The 15,732-nt window shown below is 59.7% G+C and carries 16 protein-coding genes; 7 read left to right on the top strand and 9 right to left on the bottom strand.

The window, feature by feature from the left end; translation table 11 throughout:
- Nucleotides 1-10: 10 nt before the first annotated feature.
- On the top strand, nucleotides 11-1,195 hold the full coding sequence (locus tag B30_RS08535; RefSeq protein WP_009571644.1) for a vWA domain-containing protein: 1,185 nt from the start codon (nucleotides 11-13) through the stop codon (nucleotides 1,193-1,195).
- A gap of 38 nt (nucleotides 1,196-1,233) precedes the next feature.
- Nucleotides 1,234-1,917: a M48 family metallopeptidase gene (locus B30_RS08530; RefSeq protein ID WP_009571643.1), complete on the top strand. Its 684-nt coding sequence runs from the start codon at nucleotides 1,234-1,236 to the stop codon at nucleotides 1,915-1,917.
- Nucleotides 1,918-1,952: 35 nt separating this feature from the next.
- On the opposite strand, the gene B30_RS08525 is transcribed toward B30_RS08530, so the two are convergent.
- From B30_RS08525 to B30_RS22145, 4 genes are all read right to left on the bottom strand, one after another.
- A complete protein-coding gene (locus B30_RS08525) occupies nucleotides 1,953-2,492 on the bottom strand; it encodes an RSP_2648 family PIN domain-containing protein (protein ID WP_009571642.1) in 540 nt (179 codons plus the stop codon).
- 22 nt (nucleotides 2,493-2,514) lie between these two features.
- Nucleotides 2,515-3,720 carry an RSP_2647 family RNA methyltransferase gene (locus B30_RS08520; RefSeq protein ID WP_009571641.1) on the bottom strand — a complete coding sequence of 402 codons (1,206 nt, stop codon included), beginning with the start codon at nucleotides 3,718-3,720 and terminating at the stop codon, nucleotides 2,515-2,517.
- Between the two features lie 57 nt (nucleotides 3,721-3,777).
- Complete coding sequence (locus B30_RS08515) at nucleotides 3,778-4,395, bottom strand: DUF6778 family protein (protein WP_009571640.1); 618 nt, start codon at nucleotides 4,393-4,395, stop codon at nucleotides 3,778-3,780.
- Between the two features lie 154 nt (nucleotides 4,396-4,549).
- Nucleotides 4,550-4,714, bottom strand: a complete 165-nt coding sequence (locus B30_RS22145; RefSeq protein ID WP_157789801.1) for an RSP_7527 family protein — start codon at nucleotides 4,712-4,714, stop codon at nucleotides 4,550-4,552.
- A gap of 365 nt (nucleotides 4,715-5,079) precedes the next feature.
- Between B30_RS22145 and edd the strand changes: the two genes are divergently transcribed.
- Nucleotides 5,080-6,885, top strand: coding sequence for a phosphogluconate dehydratase (gene edd / locus B30_RS08510; RefSeq protein WP_009571639.1), 1,806 nt, complete (start codon nucleotides 5,080-5,082; stop codon nucleotides 6,883-6,885).
- Between the two features lie 105 nt (nucleotides 6,886-6,990).
- Here the strand turns inward: edd and B30_RS08505 are convergent, their stop codons facing one another.
- Nucleotides 6,991-8,115 carry an NADH:flavin oxidoreductase gene (locus B30_RS08505; RefSeq protein WP_009571638.1) on the bottom strand — a complete coding sequence of 375 codons (1,125 nt, stop codon included), beginning with the start codon at nucleotides 8,113-8,115 and terminating at the stop codon, nucleotides 6,991-6,993.
- Nucleotides 8,116-8,329: 214 nt separating this feature from the next.
- Between B30_RS08505 and eda the strand changes: the two genes are divergently transcribed.
- Nucleotides 8,330-8,971, top strand: coding sequence for a bifunctional 4-hydroxy-2-oxoglutarate aldolase/2-dehydro-3-deoxy-phosphogluconate aldolase (eda, locus tag B30_RS08500; protein WP_009571637.1), 642 nt, complete (start codon nucleotides 8,330-8,332; stop codon nucleotides 8,969-8,971).
- Between the two features lie 56 nt (nucleotides 8,972-9,027).
- Here eda and B30_RS08495 read toward each other — a convergent pair whose 3' ends face one another.
- From B30_RS08495 to B30_RS08485, 3 genes are all read right to left on the bottom strand, one after another.
- The gene (locus tag B30_RS08495) at nucleotides 9,028-9,336 is read right to left on the bottom strand and encodes a hypothetical protein (RefSeq protein WP_009571636.1); all 309 of its coding nucleotides are present in this window, start codon (nucleotides 9,334-9,336) and stop codon (nucleotides 9,028-9,030) included.
- Between the two features lie 39 nt (nucleotides 9,337-9,375).
- The gene (locus B30_RS08490; protein ID WP_009571635.1) at nucleotides 9,376-12,168 is read right to left on the bottom strand and encodes a [glutamate--ammonia-ligase] adenylyltransferase; all 2,793 of its coding nucleotides are present in this window, start codon (nucleotides 12,166-12,168) and stop codon (nucleotides 9,376-9,378) included.
- 226 nt (nucleotides 12,169-12,394) lie between these two features.
- Nucleotides 12,395-12,853 (bottom strand): GFA family protein, encoded by a 459-nt coding sequence (locus tag B30_RS08485; RefSeq protein ID WP_040402098.1) that lies wholly within the window; start codon nucleotides 12,851-12,853, stop codon nucleotides 12,395-12,397.
- Between the two features lie 246 nt (nucleotides 12,854-13,099).
- On the opposite strand from B30_RS08485, the gene B30_RS08480 reads away from it, so the two are divergent.
- From B30_RS08480 to B30_RS08470, 3 genes are all read left to right on the top strand, one after another.
- Nucleotides 13,100-13,579 carry a DUF2852 domain-containing protein gene (locus B30_RS08480; protein ID WP_009571633.1) on the top strand — a complete coding sequence of 160 codons (480 nt, stop codon included), beginning with the start codon at nucleotides 13,100-13,102 and terminating at the stop codon, nucleotides 13,577-13,579.
- Nucleotides 13,580-13,681: 102 nt separating this feature from the next.
- Complete coding sequence (locus B30_RS08475) at nucleotides 13,682-14,140, top strand: RDD family protein (RefSeq protein ID WP_009571632.1); 459 nt, start codon at nucleotides 13,682-13,684, stop codon at nucleotides 14,138-14,140.
- 192 nt (nucleotides 14,141-14,332) lie between these two features.
- On the top strand, nucleotides 14,333-15,193 hold the full coding sequence (locus tag B30_RS08470) for an arginyltransferase (RefSeq protein ID WP_040402097.1): 861 nt from the start codon (nucleotides 14,333-14,335) through the stop codon (nucleotides 15,191-15,193).
- Nucleotides 15,194-15,205: 12 nt separating this feature from the next.
- On the opposite strand, the gene B30_RS21345 is transcribed toward B30_RS08470, so the two are convergent.
- Nucleotides 15,206-15,652, bottom strand: a complete 447-nt coding sequence (locus B30_RS21345; protein ID WP_009571630.1) for a hypothetical protein — start codon at nucleotides 15,650-15,652, stop codon at nucleotides 15,206-15,208.
- Nucleotides 15,653-15,732: the final 80 nt, after the last annotated feature.

The following is a 15,732-nucleotide window of genomic DNA, read 5'->3' as shown; positions in this document are numbered from 1 at the left end:
GGACGGGCCGATGTTCCTGCCGTTCTTCCATAGCTTGCGCGCCGAGGGCATTCCGGTCTCTTTGCGCGAATATTTGGCCTTTTTGGAAGGCATGGATCGCGGACTGACGACCTATGACATCGACGGGTTTTACTATCTCGCCCGCGTCACCATGGTCAAAGACGAACGTCACCTGGATCGTTTTGATCGCGCCTTTTCCAAATCTTTTCAGGGCCTTGAAAGCATTTCCTCAGAAGACGTCTTAAACGCCGTCGATCTGCCCGAAGACTGGCTGCGGCGCGAGATGGAGAAACATCTCAGCCCGGAAGAAATGGCCGAAATCGAAGCCTTGGGCGGGTTTGAAAAGCTGATGGAGACGCTCAAACAGCGCCTTGAAGAACAAAAAGGTCGGCACCAAGGCGGCAACAAATGGATCGGAACAGGCGGCACCTCGCCCTTTGGTGCCTATGGCTACAACCCCGAAGGCGTGCGCATCGGTCAGGATAAATCCCGCCACCGCCGCGCCACCAAAGTCTGGGACAAACGCGAATTTCGCAACCTTGACGACACGGTCGAACTGGGCACGCGCAACATCAAAGTGGCGATGAAACGGCTGCGCAAATGGGCCAGGGACGGCGCGCATGAAGAGCTTGATCTCGACGGCACCATCCGTTCCACCGCCGAACATGGCTATCTCGACGTACAAACCCGGCCAGAGCGGCGCAATGCCGTCAAAGTGTTGATGTTTTTCGATGTCGGCGGCTCGATGGACGATCATATTCGGGTGGTCGAGGAGTTGTTTTCCGCCGCCCGCGCCGAGTTCAAGCACCTCGAATATTACTATTTCCACAATTGCCTTTACGAAGGCGTCTGGCGCGACAATGCTCGCCGTTGGGGCGAAACCGTGCCGACGCGCGAGGTGATGAACACCTATGGCAAGGATTACAAAGTGATTTTTGTCGGTGACGCCTCGATGTCTCCCTATGAAATCGCCATGGCAGGCGGCGCGAATGAGCATTGGAACCAAGAGGCGGGCGAGGTCTGGCTGACCCGGGCGCGCAACACCTGGCCCGATCACATCTGGCTCAACCCGGTGCCGGAGGCGCATTGGGGCTACACCCACTCCATCGGCATGGTGGAAGAGATCTTCGACCACCGCATGGTGCCGATGACGCTTGAGGGGTTGGAACGCGGCATGAAGCTTTTGGGACGATAACACTTGGCCAACGCCCGCCCTGCCCCCATATTCACATCATGTTGAGATTTACCCCCATCCTCCTCGCCCTGATCATGGGCCTTGTCATGTACCGCGTCTCGGCGTGGCGCACTGTGCGGCAGTTGGAGGCGCAATCCAATGAGCTGGCCGACCCGGAGCTATCGCGCGTGTTTCGGCGCTTGGCCGAGGCGCTCGATCTGCCGCGCGTTCGGGTCTATCTCTATGAGATCGACCCGGTCAACGGCCTCGCAGCCCCCGATGGCAAGGTCTATATCACCCGTGGATTTTACAACAAATTCCGCGCAGGCGAGATCACATCTGAGGAAATGGCCTCCGTCGTCGCGCATGAATTGGGGCATGTCGCCTTGGGCCATTCCAAACGGCGGATGATTGATTTTTCAGGGCAGAATGCGCTGCGCAGCGCCATGGCGATGATCTTTTCACGGTTCATTCCGGGCATCGGCCCCTATATCGCCACCTGGCTCACCCAAATGCTGGCGGCCAAGCTGTCGCGTTCGGATGAGTATGAGGCGGACGCCTATGCCTCCGCCCTGCTGATGAAAGCCGGGATCGGCACAGGGCCACAAAAGTCACTGTTTGACAAGTTGAACCGCCTGACCGGCGCGCATGGGGCCAAGACGCCCGCGTGGTTCATGAGCCACCCCAAGGTCGAAGAGCGGATCAAAGCGATTGAGGCCAATGAGGCGAAATGGGCGCGTTAAGCCGCCCTTCATTGCAGGTCAAATACTCAAATGCTTTACGACAAAGCCTTACCCAAACGCGGCATCCGCGCCTTTTTCATCAGCTTGCGCAGCTCCCACGGCTGACCTGAGAGACGTTCCGCCTCTTGCCGCACGGTCTCAACCGCGCTTGCGACCTCGTCGGGATAATCCGACCAGAGCCGCCACAAAAAGCTGTCCGGGTCCCAGCGTTCAAGCCCCTCTTCGGCCAAGATATGCCGTGGGAAATCCTGCGCGTTCATCGTGATGATCGCATCGGCATTGCCGGCAATCGCCGCGGCCAAAACATGGATGTCATTTTCGTCTTTGAGGTGCAATCGCGCCTCAAGACCTTCGTGGCGTTTGATCGAGGCATTGGGAAAGGCGGCTTTGACCAATGCCACCTCACCCCGCGCTTGCGCCTCGCCCAAAGGGCCGATTTTACGCGCGGCGCGGGCCCATTCCTCAAGGATGCGATCGGACCAGAGGGGGGTGAAAAGCCCCTTGGACGCCACAGTCAAAAGCACCTCCCGCATGACGGTGGGGTACAAGACACAGGCGTCCAAAAGCGCTTTCATATCAAGGCCTTTCGCACCGATCTTAGGGCATCATGCGGTAGAACAGGGCTTTCAAATAGCCGCTTTCCGCAAGCTGCGGCATGAGGGGATGATCCGCGCCCGCAAAGCCCGTATGAATCAGTTGCGCCGAGCGTGCGGCACGTCCAATGCCCCGGTTACAGGCGTTGCGGAAAGTTTCAAGATCGGCAGCGTGCGAGCAAGAACACAGACCCAAATAGCCGCCCTCACGCACCAAGGGAGCCGCCATTCGCGCAACCCGCTCATAAGCGCGCATGCCCTTTTCGAGGGCGTTTTTCGAGGGCGCAAAAGCGGGTGGATCACAGATCACCACGTCAAATGTTTCGCCCTCTTCCAACAGCGCCGCCATGGTGTCAAACGCGTCGCCTTTGCGGGTGGCAAAACGATCTGTCGCGCCCATCGCCGCCGCGCCCTGTTCGGCCAGTTCAAGCGCCGGTGCGGAACTGTCAACGGAGAGCGCAGACGTGGCCCCGCCCGCGAGCGTTGCCAAGGCAAAGCCGCCAACATGAGAAAAGACGTCCAGAACGCGCTGGCCGTGACCAAGGCGTTGGGCGAAAGCGTGGTTTGGCCGTTGATCGTAGAACAGCCCGGTTTTTTGCCCGCCCATGATGTCGGCCATATAGGTGGCGCCGTTCATCTGAACCGGGATCGGACCATCAATCGCGCCCGTGAGGATATCGGTCTTTTCGTCCAAACCCTCAAGCCCGCGCGCCCGGCCCGTGCCGTTCATCACCACGGTGGAGACGCCGGTCACTTGGCGGAGGGCAGCGGTGAGCATCTCGATGCGCACATCGGCCCAGGCGGCGTTGGGTTGCACCACGCAAGTGTCCCCGAACCGGTCGATCACCACGCCCGGAAGGCCATCGGCCTCGGCATGGACCAGCCGGTAAAACGGCGCGTCAAACATATGGGCGCGGTGCGTCAGTGCTGCGGCGAGTTTGGCCACAAACCATGCTTCATCAATCTGCTCGTCTTCTTCGCGGGCTAGGACCCGGCCAAAGATGCGTGAATTTGGATTGACGGCGACGAGGGCCAGAAAATGGCGCTCTGCGTCTTCCAGCCGGGCGATGGCGCCGGGCTGGATGGATTTGGTGCGGCGATCGACGACCAATTCATTGTCATAGACCCAAGGGGCGCCGTGGCGAATGGCCCGGGCGTTGGCTTTGGGTTTGAGGCGGATGGTCGGGATGGAAAATGAGGGCTCTGTCATAGAGCCCTCATATCTGTGTTCTGACCCTCAGGACAAGAGGGATCCGTGCAAGCGGGATCAGAGCGTCATCGGTTTGCCCAGTTCCGCTGTGATCACTTGCGCCAGATGGGCATCAATCCGCGATTTTTGGGTGATGCCGGCCCGGTCGGCCACAATGGCGGCATTGCCCCCCAGCGCATCCAACGTGGCGTTGACCATATGCGCGGGCACAATCACCGCGCCGGTGTTGGTATCGCGCACCGTCAACAGGAATTCGATCTCATGTTTGCTAGGCAGGTTGGAATAGCGCACCCGTTCGGTTTGCGCATGGAACCGGACCAATTGAACATCCAAAATCACTGCTTTTTGACCCGAAAGCGTTTTCGCGCCCTGCGTCAATCCCGCTTCCATCACCGCTTTGACCTGCGCGTAGCGATCACCATAGGGGTCTTCGCGCCACACGATGTCTGCGCGCGGTTTGATGCCATTGTCCTCAGACACTGTCAACGTGTCGGGCACGACAACATTGACCTGAGTGACGCGGAAATCCGGTGCGAGCAGAACCGCATCGGCGGACGGCATCGTGGCTCCAAGCGGCGCACTCAGCGGCACGGCGCGGGAGATTGTTTCCGTTGTGCAGGCGCTGGTGGCGGCTGCGAGTGTCAGGGCTGCGGCAAGTTTGATGAGCTTTGTCATGTTCGGCCTCCGGGGGATACCCCCTCTTCATTCATGGTTAATTTCCATAAAGATTGAGGCAGAAATAAGAAAATCCCGGAGCATTTCCGGGATTTCATAGGTGTTTCAGGTCATTTACGGCTCAGCACGCCTGAGAGCAGCCGCGGCCTGAGAGTCAGGCCAATTTGGAGGAATGCGACGCGGCAAAACGGCGGCGCAGCCATTTGCCGAAGCCCAGAACCATCTCACGAGCGGCCTCAGCGCGCAGTTGATGGGCCTGCTGCTCGATGGCGAATGTGTCGATATAAGAAACAGTACGCGTGTCTGTGTGAGTGTTCATAGGATCATCCTTTTCAAATTCTGGTGTCGATCTGAGCGACCACCGGATCAATGTGTCGATCCTCCCGTTGAGAGCTAAATTAGGTCACACCCCCTGACATGACGAGAGACAATCCCGAAGACCCGCCATGCGTCAGCCGCAAAGCCTTTGCACTGACCACATATCTCTGGCAGGTTGGGCCCAAACAAAGGCGCCGCATTGCCGCATGTGGTGGACAGAGGCGCCGATACCGTTTAAGTTAGCGCTAACGGGTCAATCGGACCGCACACCCCGCATCAGGGGCGCGCGGCACAAATGCGCCCGAGCCACACAAGATACGCACCCAACGACACGCACCCGAAGACACGCACCCAAAAGGCCACGCCATGCCCCTCAATGATCAAATCGCCGCCGTCACAGCCCGCATCGTCGAACGGTCCCGTCCGACCCGCACCGCCTATCTTGAACGTTTGTCCAAAGCCGCGGATCAAGGCCCGGTACGTGCGCATCTGTCCTGTGGCAATCAGGCCCATGCCTATGCCGCAATGGCCGAAGACAAGGACACACTGGCCGATGGGCGCGCGCCGAACCTCGGCATCGTGACCGCCTATAATGACATGCTATCGGCGCATAAACCCTATGAACATTACCCCGATCTGATCCGCGCAGCCGCCCGTGCCGCAGGCGGTACAGCCCAGGTCGCAGGCGGCGTGCCCGCGATGTGTGATGGCGTCACCCAAGGTCAACCGGGCATGGAATTGTCACTATTCTCGCGTGACACCATTGCGCTCTCGGCCTCTATCGCCATGTCGCACAACTGTTTCGACGCGGCGCTTTATATGGGCGTCTGCGATAAAATCGTTCCCGGCCTGATCATGGCCGCCGCCGCCTTTGGCCATGTGCCGACCGTGTTTGTGCCCGCCGGACCGATGACTTCGGGCATCACCAATGATGAAAAATCGAAAGTCCGTCAGAAATTTGCCACCGGAGAAATCACCCGCCGCGAATTGATGGACAGCGAGATGAAGGCCTACCACGGCCAAGGCACCTGTACCTTTTACGGCACCGCCAACACCAACCAGATGCTGATGGAGATCATGGGGCTGCACCTTCCGGGCGCATCCTTTGTCAATCCGGGCACCGCGCTGCGCGATGCTTTGACCACACAGGCGGCGAAACGGGCGATGGAAATCACCGCTTTGGGCAATGACTACCGCCCGGTTGGGCATATCCTGGACGAGAAAGTGTTTGTGAACGGCATCGTCGGCCTGATGGCCACAGGCGGCTCGACCAACCTTGTGCTGCACCTGCCCGCCATGGCGCGCGCCGCCGGGATCATTTTGGACCTGCAAGATTTTTCCGACATCTCGGACGCCACGCCTCTCCTCGCCAAGGTCTACCCCAACGGCCTGGCCGATGTGAACCATTTCCACGCCGCAGGTGGGCTTGGCTATCTGATTGGCGAATTGTTGGAAGCCGGGCTTTTGCACGAGGATGTGAAAACCATCGTCGGAGACGGGCTGTCGCTCTACACCAAAGAGCCGAAATTGCGCGATGGCGTTTTGACCTTTGAAGATGGCCCAGAGGAGAGCCTCAACGACAAGATCATTCGCCCGGCGTCGAACCCGTTCCTGCCTGTGGGCGGCCTCAAAGAGCTGAAGGGCAACATCGGACGCGGGGTGATGAAAGTCTCCGCCGTCAAACCCGAACATCATGTGGTCGAAGCAAAAGTGCGGATTTTCCACGAACAACATGACGTTAAAACCGCGTTTCAAAACGGCGAATTCACCGAGGACACCGTGGTCGTCGTCCGATTCCAAGGTCCGCGCGCCAATGGGATGCCGGAGCTGCATTCGCTGACGCCGACCTTGGCCGTGTTGCAAGACCGTGGGCTGAAAGTGGCGCTTGTGACCGATGGCCGGATGTCAGGTGCGTCGGGCAAGGTCCCGGCCTGCATCCATGTCTCCCCCGAGGCCGCCTGTGGCGGTCCCATCGCCAAACTGCGTGATGGGGACTTGGTTCGGGTCGATGCCACCCATGGCGTGTTAGAGGTGCTCGAAGAGGGCTTTGACGCCCGCGAATTGGTCACCGCTGACCTCTCTGCCAACGCGGTTGGCATGGGCCGCGAGCTGTTTGAAACCTTCCGCCAAAATGCCGGTCCCGCAACCGAAGGCGCCTGTTCACTCTACTAACAACGAGACCAAAAATGAGGCACGTGCCTTTTAATCCTTGTACAAAACCTGCAAAACCCCCGAATTCATCGCGGCATTCGGGGGTTTTCTTATCTCATTCGATCTTTAGACCAATTCCGCCAAAGCGGCTGCATCAAAGTTTTGCAACCGGTCCATGGCCCCGGCCTTGACCTTTTCGACCCACTGGGCATCGCCCAAAAGCGCACGCCCCACGGCGATCAGATCAAACTCGTCGTTCTCCATCCGGCGCACCAGCTTATCAAGCGGCGTGACCTCCGAGCCCTGCCCGGCGAAAGCCCCACCGAAGTCGCTCGACAGGCCGACGGAGCCGACAGAGATTGTCGGAACCCCGGTGATTTTCTTTGCCCAACCGGCAAAGTTCAGCCCGTCTTCGCCATCCACCTCGGGGAATTCAGGTTCCCAGAACCGGCGTTGCGAACAATGCAGGATGTCAACGCCCGCATCGACCAAAGGCTGCAACCAGCGTTCCATTTCAGCCGGATCGACGGCCAATTTGGCGGCATAATCCTGTTGCTTCCATTGGCTCAGCCGCAGGATGATCGGAAAATCTGGCCCCACAGCGGCGCGCACCGCTTTGACCACCTCAACCGCAAACCTTGAACGCGCCTCGATCGTCTCGCCGCCCCACGCATCCGCGCGCAGGTTGGTGCCGGACCAGAAGAATTGATCGATCAAATAGCCATGCGCGCCGTGCAATTCCGCAACATCAAAGCCCAAATCCTTGGCCGCTTTGGCGGATTTGGCAAAGGCCGCGATTGTCGCCTCGATATCGGCCTCAGACATCGCCACGCCGCGCGGATCACCGGGGCCGACCAAGCCAGAGGGGCTCTCTACCGGGGCCTCGGGTTCCCATGCGCCCGCGCGCGTCGATCCGGTGTGCCAAAGCTGCGGCCCCATTTTGCCACCCTTATCATGCACCGCGTCAATCACGCCTTTCCAGCCCGCCAAAGCCGCGTCACCATGGAAAAACGGAATCCCCGGCAAGTTGCGCGAGGCCGGGCGGTCGATCACCGTGCCCTCGGACAGGATCAACCCCACCTCATGCGCGGCGCGTTTGGCGTAATAATCCGCGTTGGCGGCACCGGGGATGCCTTCGGGGGCCATGCCGCGCGTCATCGGGGCCATGACGATACGGTTTTTGAGGCTGAGGGATTTGTAAGAAAACGGGCGGAAAAGCGTGTCGGTTTTCGCCGAAATATCTGTCGTCATCGTGGTCTCCGGGGACTATATCTGAATCTGTCTCGCCTCACTTATGTTGGCGCAAACACCACACAAGGGGCGCGCAGGGCACTGGACAAAAACGCTCACCCCCTCTCCCTGCCCCAATGCACACGCAAAGCCGTAATCGCGTCAAGTTTGACTTTATTTCCGACGCATTTAGCGCTAACAGGGTGACAACCCTCCAGACCCGAAAGGACGCGCCATGACCCCGCAAGAGGCAAGCCTGAAAGCCGCCGAAATCTGTGCCCTCGCCCCCGTGGTGCCCGTGCTCGTGGTCCATGACGTGGCCCATGCCCGCCCCTTGGCGGAGGCTTTGGTCGCGGGCGGATTGCCCGCCCTCGAAGTCACGTTGCGCACGCCCGTGGCGCTCGACGTGATCCGCGAAATGGCCAAAGTCGAGGGCGGGGTTGTCGGTGCCGGCACACTTTTGACCCCCGCCGATGTCACTGCCGCGATTGCAGCGGGCGCGACATTTGGCGTCTCGCCGGGGGCAACCGATCTGTTGCTCGATGCCTGCGAGGCCGCCGATCTGCCGCTTTTGGCGGGCACCTCCACCGCCTCCGACGTGATGCGCCTGTTGGAACGCGGCTACACGGTGGCGAAATTTTTCCCGGCTGAGGCCAATGGCGGCGCCCCCGCGCTCAAGGCCATCGGCGCACCTTTGCCGCAAATGAAATTCTGTCCGACTGGCGGCATTTCTTTGAAAAATGCCAATGAATACCTGAGCTTGTCCAACACGATGTGTGTCGGTGGCTCTTGGGTGGCACCGACGGATTTGGTCAACAAGGGCGATTGGAAAGCGATCGAAGAACTGGCGCGCGAGGCGGCGGCCCTGCCCCGCTAGAGCGGTCCAAACGGGTCAAACAACCGGGTCAGAGCCGCCGCTCTGGCCCTTTTGCCTTAAGGGCGACGCGCCCGCGATCCGCCCCGGCGGTGCGGTGCCTCCGCCAACTCCCCCAACCCCTCTTGCAACACAACCGTCATCGGATGCGACGGGCCGCCATAGGGCGCATAGAGCGCCAAAAGGCGACGAATGGCGATTTGGGGCTGAAGTTCGGGCGCGAGTTTGATCGCCCAATCGAGGAAAATCGAGCGCGCCTCGGACATGCTGAGCCCGTCAATCCGGTAAGATTCCCGGATCAACCCGCCGGGATCGAGCGCGGCGTCGACTGTGACCTCTGCGGTCGTCTTTTGATCCGAACTGGCCATGGGTGTCTCCTATTCCCCCGCACGTCATCTTTCTCGGTGCTATCCCTCGCAGGCCGGGCGCGCAAGCACCTGATCCAAGGTCAGCGCCGCCGCCCGCGCCCGCACCGCCACCTCCTCCGACAAAGCCGCCATGCTCACCGCCCCGTTCGAGCGCAGCAAAAACGCCCGCCCCCCCTCGCCCACGGCCTCCGGGTCCAGGTTTTCGCCAGTCAAAAGCCGGGCCGCCGATTGCAGCCGCCACATCAACCGATAGGTCTCACAAAGCAACGCATGTTCCGCCTCGGTCAACCAGCCACAGTCCAACCCGGCGCGCAATTGCGCATAGACGTCCTGACAGCCTGCACCTGCGATCAAGGCGGCGGCTTCGGCACTCAATTCGATGTCCATCATCCGACCGGGGCCGTTTTTCGGATCCCAAAGCGAGCCGGGTTTGGCCTCGGCCAAGCGCAGCCGCATCTCTTGGGTCTCTTGTCGGATACGCGCCTCGTCTTTCCGCGCGGTCAGGATTTCGGTGCGAAACGCCTCGACCGCCGTCACCAAAGCCTGATCCCCGGCAATCGCCGTGCCCCGCGTCAGCGCCAGATGCTCCCAGACCCAGGCCTCGTTTTTCTGATAGTTTACAAAGCTTTCAAAAGAGGTTGCCACAGGCCCCTGTTTGCCCGACGGGCGCAGCCGCATATCGACCTCATACAGCCGCCCTTCGGCGGTTTGGGCGGTCATCGCAGTGATCAAAGCTTGGGTCAGCCGGGCGTAATAGGTCCGCGCGGGCAAGACGCGCGGGCCGTCCGAGGCCTCAACGCCATCCGCGTCATAGATCACGATCATGTCCAGATCAGAGGCCGCCGTCAGTCGCCCCGCCCCCAATGAGCCCATGCCTAAAACCATCGCCCCCTTGCCCGGTGGCGGGCCATATTTGCCGGAAAATTCGGCCACAACGCGGGGGTAAAGCGCGGCGACACAGGCCGCAGCGAGGTCGCAATATTGCGCGCCCGCCTCATCTGCGGTGATCAAATCGCGCAACTGGTGCACACCGACGCGAAAATGCCATTCCTTGGCCCAGCGGCGGCAGGTGTCGAGTTGCCGCTCATAATCTCCGGCGCGTTCCAACACCTCACACAGCTCCGCCGTGATCCCCGCCCGCCCCGGCCAAGGCGCAAAAAACGATCCGCCGATGACCGCGTCCAAAACGCTGGCGTTGCGCGACAGGTAGCGGGCCAAATGCGGCGCGGTGGAAACGATGTCGAGGATCAGGTCAATCAACTGCGGATTGGCCTCAAACAGCGCAAAGAGTTGCACCCCTGCGGGCAGTCCGGCCAAGAAGCCGTCAAGATGTGTGAGCGCCTCGGCGGGACGATCAAGCCGTTGAATACGCGCCAAAAGATCGGGTTTGAGCCGGTCAAAAATCTGTTGCGCGCGCAGTGTGCGCAGGCAAGGATAGGTTGACCAACGCTTGGTGATTTCCTCCTGTTCGGGCGGCAAATCCGGCGCGGGGGCGGTCTCTCCGGGGGCAAAAAACTCCTCGGTCAACCCATGCACCCGCAGGCAGCGGTCACGCAGATCGGCGCGCATCGCCTCCGTGGTCGTCCCCATCAGGGCAGCCAAACGATCGAATTCCTCGGGCGTGTTGGGCAGGCTGTGGGTCTGAGCGTCGCGCAGCATTTGCAGGCGGTGTTCGACCTCGCGATGCGCCTCATAATCGCGGCTGAGCGTCTCGGCCACCTCCGCCTCGACCCAGCCCTTTTCGGCCAGTTTCGCCAAGGCCGGCACGGTCCCGCGCGCACGTAGCTCCGGGTCACGTCCGCCCGCGATCAACTGTCGGGTCTGGGCGAAAAATTCGATCTCGCGAATGCCGCCAAGACCCAATTTCATATTGTGCCCTTCAAGTTTCAGCGCCCCGCCCAACCCCTTATGAGCGCGGATTTTCAACCGCATATCATGGGTCTCGCGGATGGCATTGAAATCAAGGTGTTTGCGCCACACGAAAGGGGTGAGTTGGGTCAAAAACCGCTCCCCCGCTGCAATGTCGCCGGCGCAGGCGCGGGCTTTGATATAGGCGGCGCGCTCCCAAGTTCGGCCAACGCTTTCGTAATAGCGCTCGGCGGCGTCCATCGAAAAACACACCGGCGTCACCGAAGGGTCCGGGCGCAGCCGCAGATCGGTGCGAAACACATAGCCGTCGCCGGTCAAATCCGACAGCGAGGCCATGGCGCGGCGGGTGGCGCGGATAAAACCCGCGCGCGCCTCCATCTGGTCCACGCCATCAAAACGGCTTTCGTCAAACAGGCAAATCAGATCAATATCGGAGGAATAATTCAACTCCGCCGCGCCATGTTTGCCCATGGCCAGCGCCACCATTCCGCCACAGCTTTCGATGTCATCTTCGGTCTGACCGGGGATTTTGCCACGCTTGATTTCGCGCGCCACATGCGCCCGCATCGCCACATGACAGGCCCGATCCGCCAGCAAAGACAGCGACCCGGTGACATCGCTGAGCGCCCAAACCCCGCCCAGATCACAGAGCGCCGCCAAAAGTGCGATGCGCCGTTTGGCTTGGCGCAGACCGGGGTCGATTTGGTCAAAGGGCAAGACCTCGATCCGGGCCATTTCATCGGACAGCGCGCGCATCGGGTCGTCAAAAGCAGGCATCAGCCACGCCGCCTCTTTCAACACCAAACCATGCAGATAGGGCGCAGATCCCGCCGCGCCTTCAACCAGGGCGATTTCGTCTTTGGTCAGCCCCGCGACGGCCTCGGCCGCCTCGGAGCCACGCTCGGGATCATAGGCGCGCGGCAGGCGGGTGATGCGACGGGACACGGCGCTGATGTCGGACATGGTTCCTCCTGAAATCTTGTCCCGAGCATGGCCGATTGCACGTCTTGCGCAACCCAAATCGACATGGTTTGGTGCGGTAAATCAGATGGTGCCACCGATGTCCGAAAGCCTCACCGTGCCGAAACGGCGCTCAAGGCGGCGGGCCGCTCAATCCATATTTTGCGATCGCACCGGCAGATTTGGCGACACTCGCAGGGGCCGGATGGCGATGTTCACAAGTGAAGCGTCAAACGCGCGTCGCGTAGGCCGCAAGCAGCGCCGGGAATTGCGCCGGATCGGGCATCCCCTCAAAACTGTGCTGGACCGGGATACGCACCCAAGGCAACCGGGCCGAGGTCATCGTTTCGATGAACGGAACGGTCCATTCAGCGACCTCAAACAGGGTCGGCCGCACATTGACCACCGCGTCAAAGCCGGTGATGCGAGTGAACATCCAGGTCTTGCAGAAGGGGCAGACATAATGATCCAACTCAGGCCCCTGAATGCCGCCCTTTACCACGTCGCCACTGACGACGCGAAAGCCTTCGGCAGGTACCATCGCGGTCAAGGAAAAGGCGCTGGCGCTCATTTTCTGACAGCCGCGACAATGACAGGCCGCAGTCATGATCGGGGCCTTTGCCACCTCAAGCATCACCTCACCGCATCGGCACGAGCCGATTTGGGGCAGTTTCACATCTACAGTCACATTTAATACCCTTGTTCAAATTTGGAGGACATATCATCCTATATCGGCAGTCAAACACAACCTCACATCAGGGACAACAGTAACCGTTTCCCATAAAAGGCACCTAAGCCATTATTTATAATTACATTTTCAAATTAATGTAAAAAACATTCACATAAACCCTTGCACCAGAAACCCGGCGAACCCATTTTGGTAATGTGAAAGACATTCACATCAAACATCACAACCTTCCGAAAGGGTTCATCAATGACCGACGTCACCTCCACCTACACCGCTCAGGATCGCCCTATGGGCTGGTTCCGTCGCGCCGAAGGCTGGCTTGACGATAAGGGCAAAGGGGCCTGGATCGCCGCAATGGTCCTTGGCTTCGTCTTCGTCTGGCCGGTTGGCCTCGCACTTCTCTTTTACATGATCTGGGGTAAAAAAATGTTCGCTTGTAAAAATCGCTCTCATCACCGCACTCATCGCTGTGGCTCCCATGGCGAAACCTTCCGTGCCGCCCGCGCCGCCGCGCGCCCGTCTGGCAACAGCGCCTTTGACGCCTATAAGACCGAGACGTTGATGCGCCTGGAAGAAGAGCAGGATCAATTCGAATCCTTTCTTGAGCGCCTGCGCGCCGCAAAGGACAAGGCCGAGTTTGACCAATTCATGGAAGACCGCGTGAAAAAGGCATCTGAGGCACGCGCCAAAGATCATGACGAAAGTGCCGATAAAGAAGACGCTTGAGCCACACACCCGAGATCGGGCAGACTCGCCCCTGAGTTTGCCCATCCCAGCCAAGCCCTGAAACCCGTCAAACCGACCTGACACAGAAATATGAGTGAGACCATGTTCCACGATGACACCGCCCTTTGGGGCCTTCCCGACCCGGAACGCCAGCCGGGGTTTTACGACGCCGTCCCCACCAAACGTGCGCTTGCCTTTGTTGTGGACCTGATCGTCACCACCTTGATCGCGGCAATGATCGTACCGTTTACCGCCTTCACCGGGATTTTCTTTTTCCCCTTTCTGGTGGCAGTGGTCGGGTTTGCCTATCGGGTCGTCACCCTGACAAATGGCTCAGCCACGCTGGGGATGCGGCTGATGGGGATCGAGTTTCGCACCTCAAAAGGCGAGCGCTTTGATCTTGGCATGGCGCTGTTGCACACCGGGCTGTTCACCGTCTGGTGTACGATGGGCCTGCCGCAGGTGATCTCAGTTGTGTTGATGCTGACAACCGGGCGCAAACAGGGGCTCAGCGACCTGATTATGGGGTCGGCGGCAATCAATCGGCCCTCTGACTATTAAATCCGAGTCCCAAACTGTCGGAAAATGAGAGCAAAGGGCGCATTTTGCGCCCTTTTGTCGCGTTTTAGGGACAAAACTCGCAGATGAATTTACTGCAATGTGATCGGGGGCTTGGCGCGTGGGTCAGGACTTGCTACCTTCCCTTTGCGTGCCGTGAACGCGCCCTTTGTGAAATCATCCTAAGTCGACTTTATGCGTCATACCCTCCCCCTCGCGCCGCAGTTCTATGTGACGGCTCCGCAGCCCTGCCCCTATCTTGAGGGCCGGATGGAACGCAAACTGTTCACCTCCTTGCAGGGCGAGAGCTCCGATCAACTCAACAACAGCCTGTCGAAACAGGGGTTCCGTCGGTCACAAAACGTGTTGTACCGTCCGACCTGCGCCGATTGTAGCGCCTGCATGTCCGCCCGCATCCGGGTGGCCGATTTCAAACCATCGCGATCGCAACGGCGCGCGATCAACAAGAACAATTATCTCAAACGCGCCGCCACCAGCCCTTGGGCCACTGAGGCGCAATTTGAACTGTTTCGCGACTATCTTGAGACCCGACATGCCGACGGCGGCATGGCCGATATGGACGTGTTTGAATTCGCCGCGATGATCGAAGAAACGCCGATCCGCACCCGCGTCATCGAATATTACATCACCTCACGGGGGGGCACGCCACGCGAATTGGCGGCGACCTGTTTGACCGATCTGTTGGATGACGGCCTCTCTATGGTCTATTCGTTTTACAAACCCGATTTGGTCAAGGACAGCCTTGGCACCTATGTGATCCTGGATCATATCGAAATCGCCCGCGAGGCGGGCCTGCCCTATGTCTACCTGGGCTATTGGGTGCCGGGTTCGCCCAAAATGGGCTATAAGGCGCGGTTCTCGGCGCTGGAGGTCTATCAGGGCGGTCAATGGGTCGACATGATCGACCCGGAGGATTTCGCCGCTGAGGCCCATCCGCTTGAATCCGAACCCATCGCGCAACAGGTGGCCAAGATCGACCTACCGGACACCCATACTGTGCCCCACCCCTCCCGTGAGCCTCGGTCGGAGTATTAAAGCCGTATCGTGTTAGTGATAAGCCCCACGCGGACGCATCGCATGGGCGTCAACGCGGGCAGCCGCTTGAATCAAAAGCCCCAATTGTTCGGCCAAAGACACCGCCATAGATGCGATGTCGGCACGGATCAACAGCATCGCCATCAAAGCCGCGTCCTCGCGTGCGCCCCGCGCCGCAAGGCGAACAAACCGCGCCATCACCGCCTCATCCGCCCCCAGACAGGCACAGTCCGGGTGATGCCGCATCAAAGGCCGGCGCGCGTGGCGTTCAAAGACCATCATCATCTGGCCGTAAACCTTGGCGATGTCGCTGTCCTTGGCCGCAAACTGCGCGCCTCGCATCAAAGCCACGACCATGCGGCCTTGGTCGTCGAGTTGGTCGATCCGTCCAACCGGCTCCGCGCCCTCGGCCTCTTGGGCGCGATCAAGACCAAAGGGATCGTAGGGAGAATATGACATGGAAAATCCTTCGATTTATTTCCTGAGTATTTTTATCGGATAAATTCAAATCCCACAAACCCTATTTTCGATCATAAAAA

The organism is Celeribacter baekdonensis B30, from assembly GCF_000299875.1.
GTDB lineage: Bacteria > Pseudomonadota > Alphaproteobacteria > Rhodobacterales > Rhodobacteraceae > Celeribacter > Celeribacter baekdonensis_A.
The sequence above is the reverse complement of the archived record's forward strand: the minus strand, read 5'-3'. Positions and strand labels throughout refer to the sequence as shown.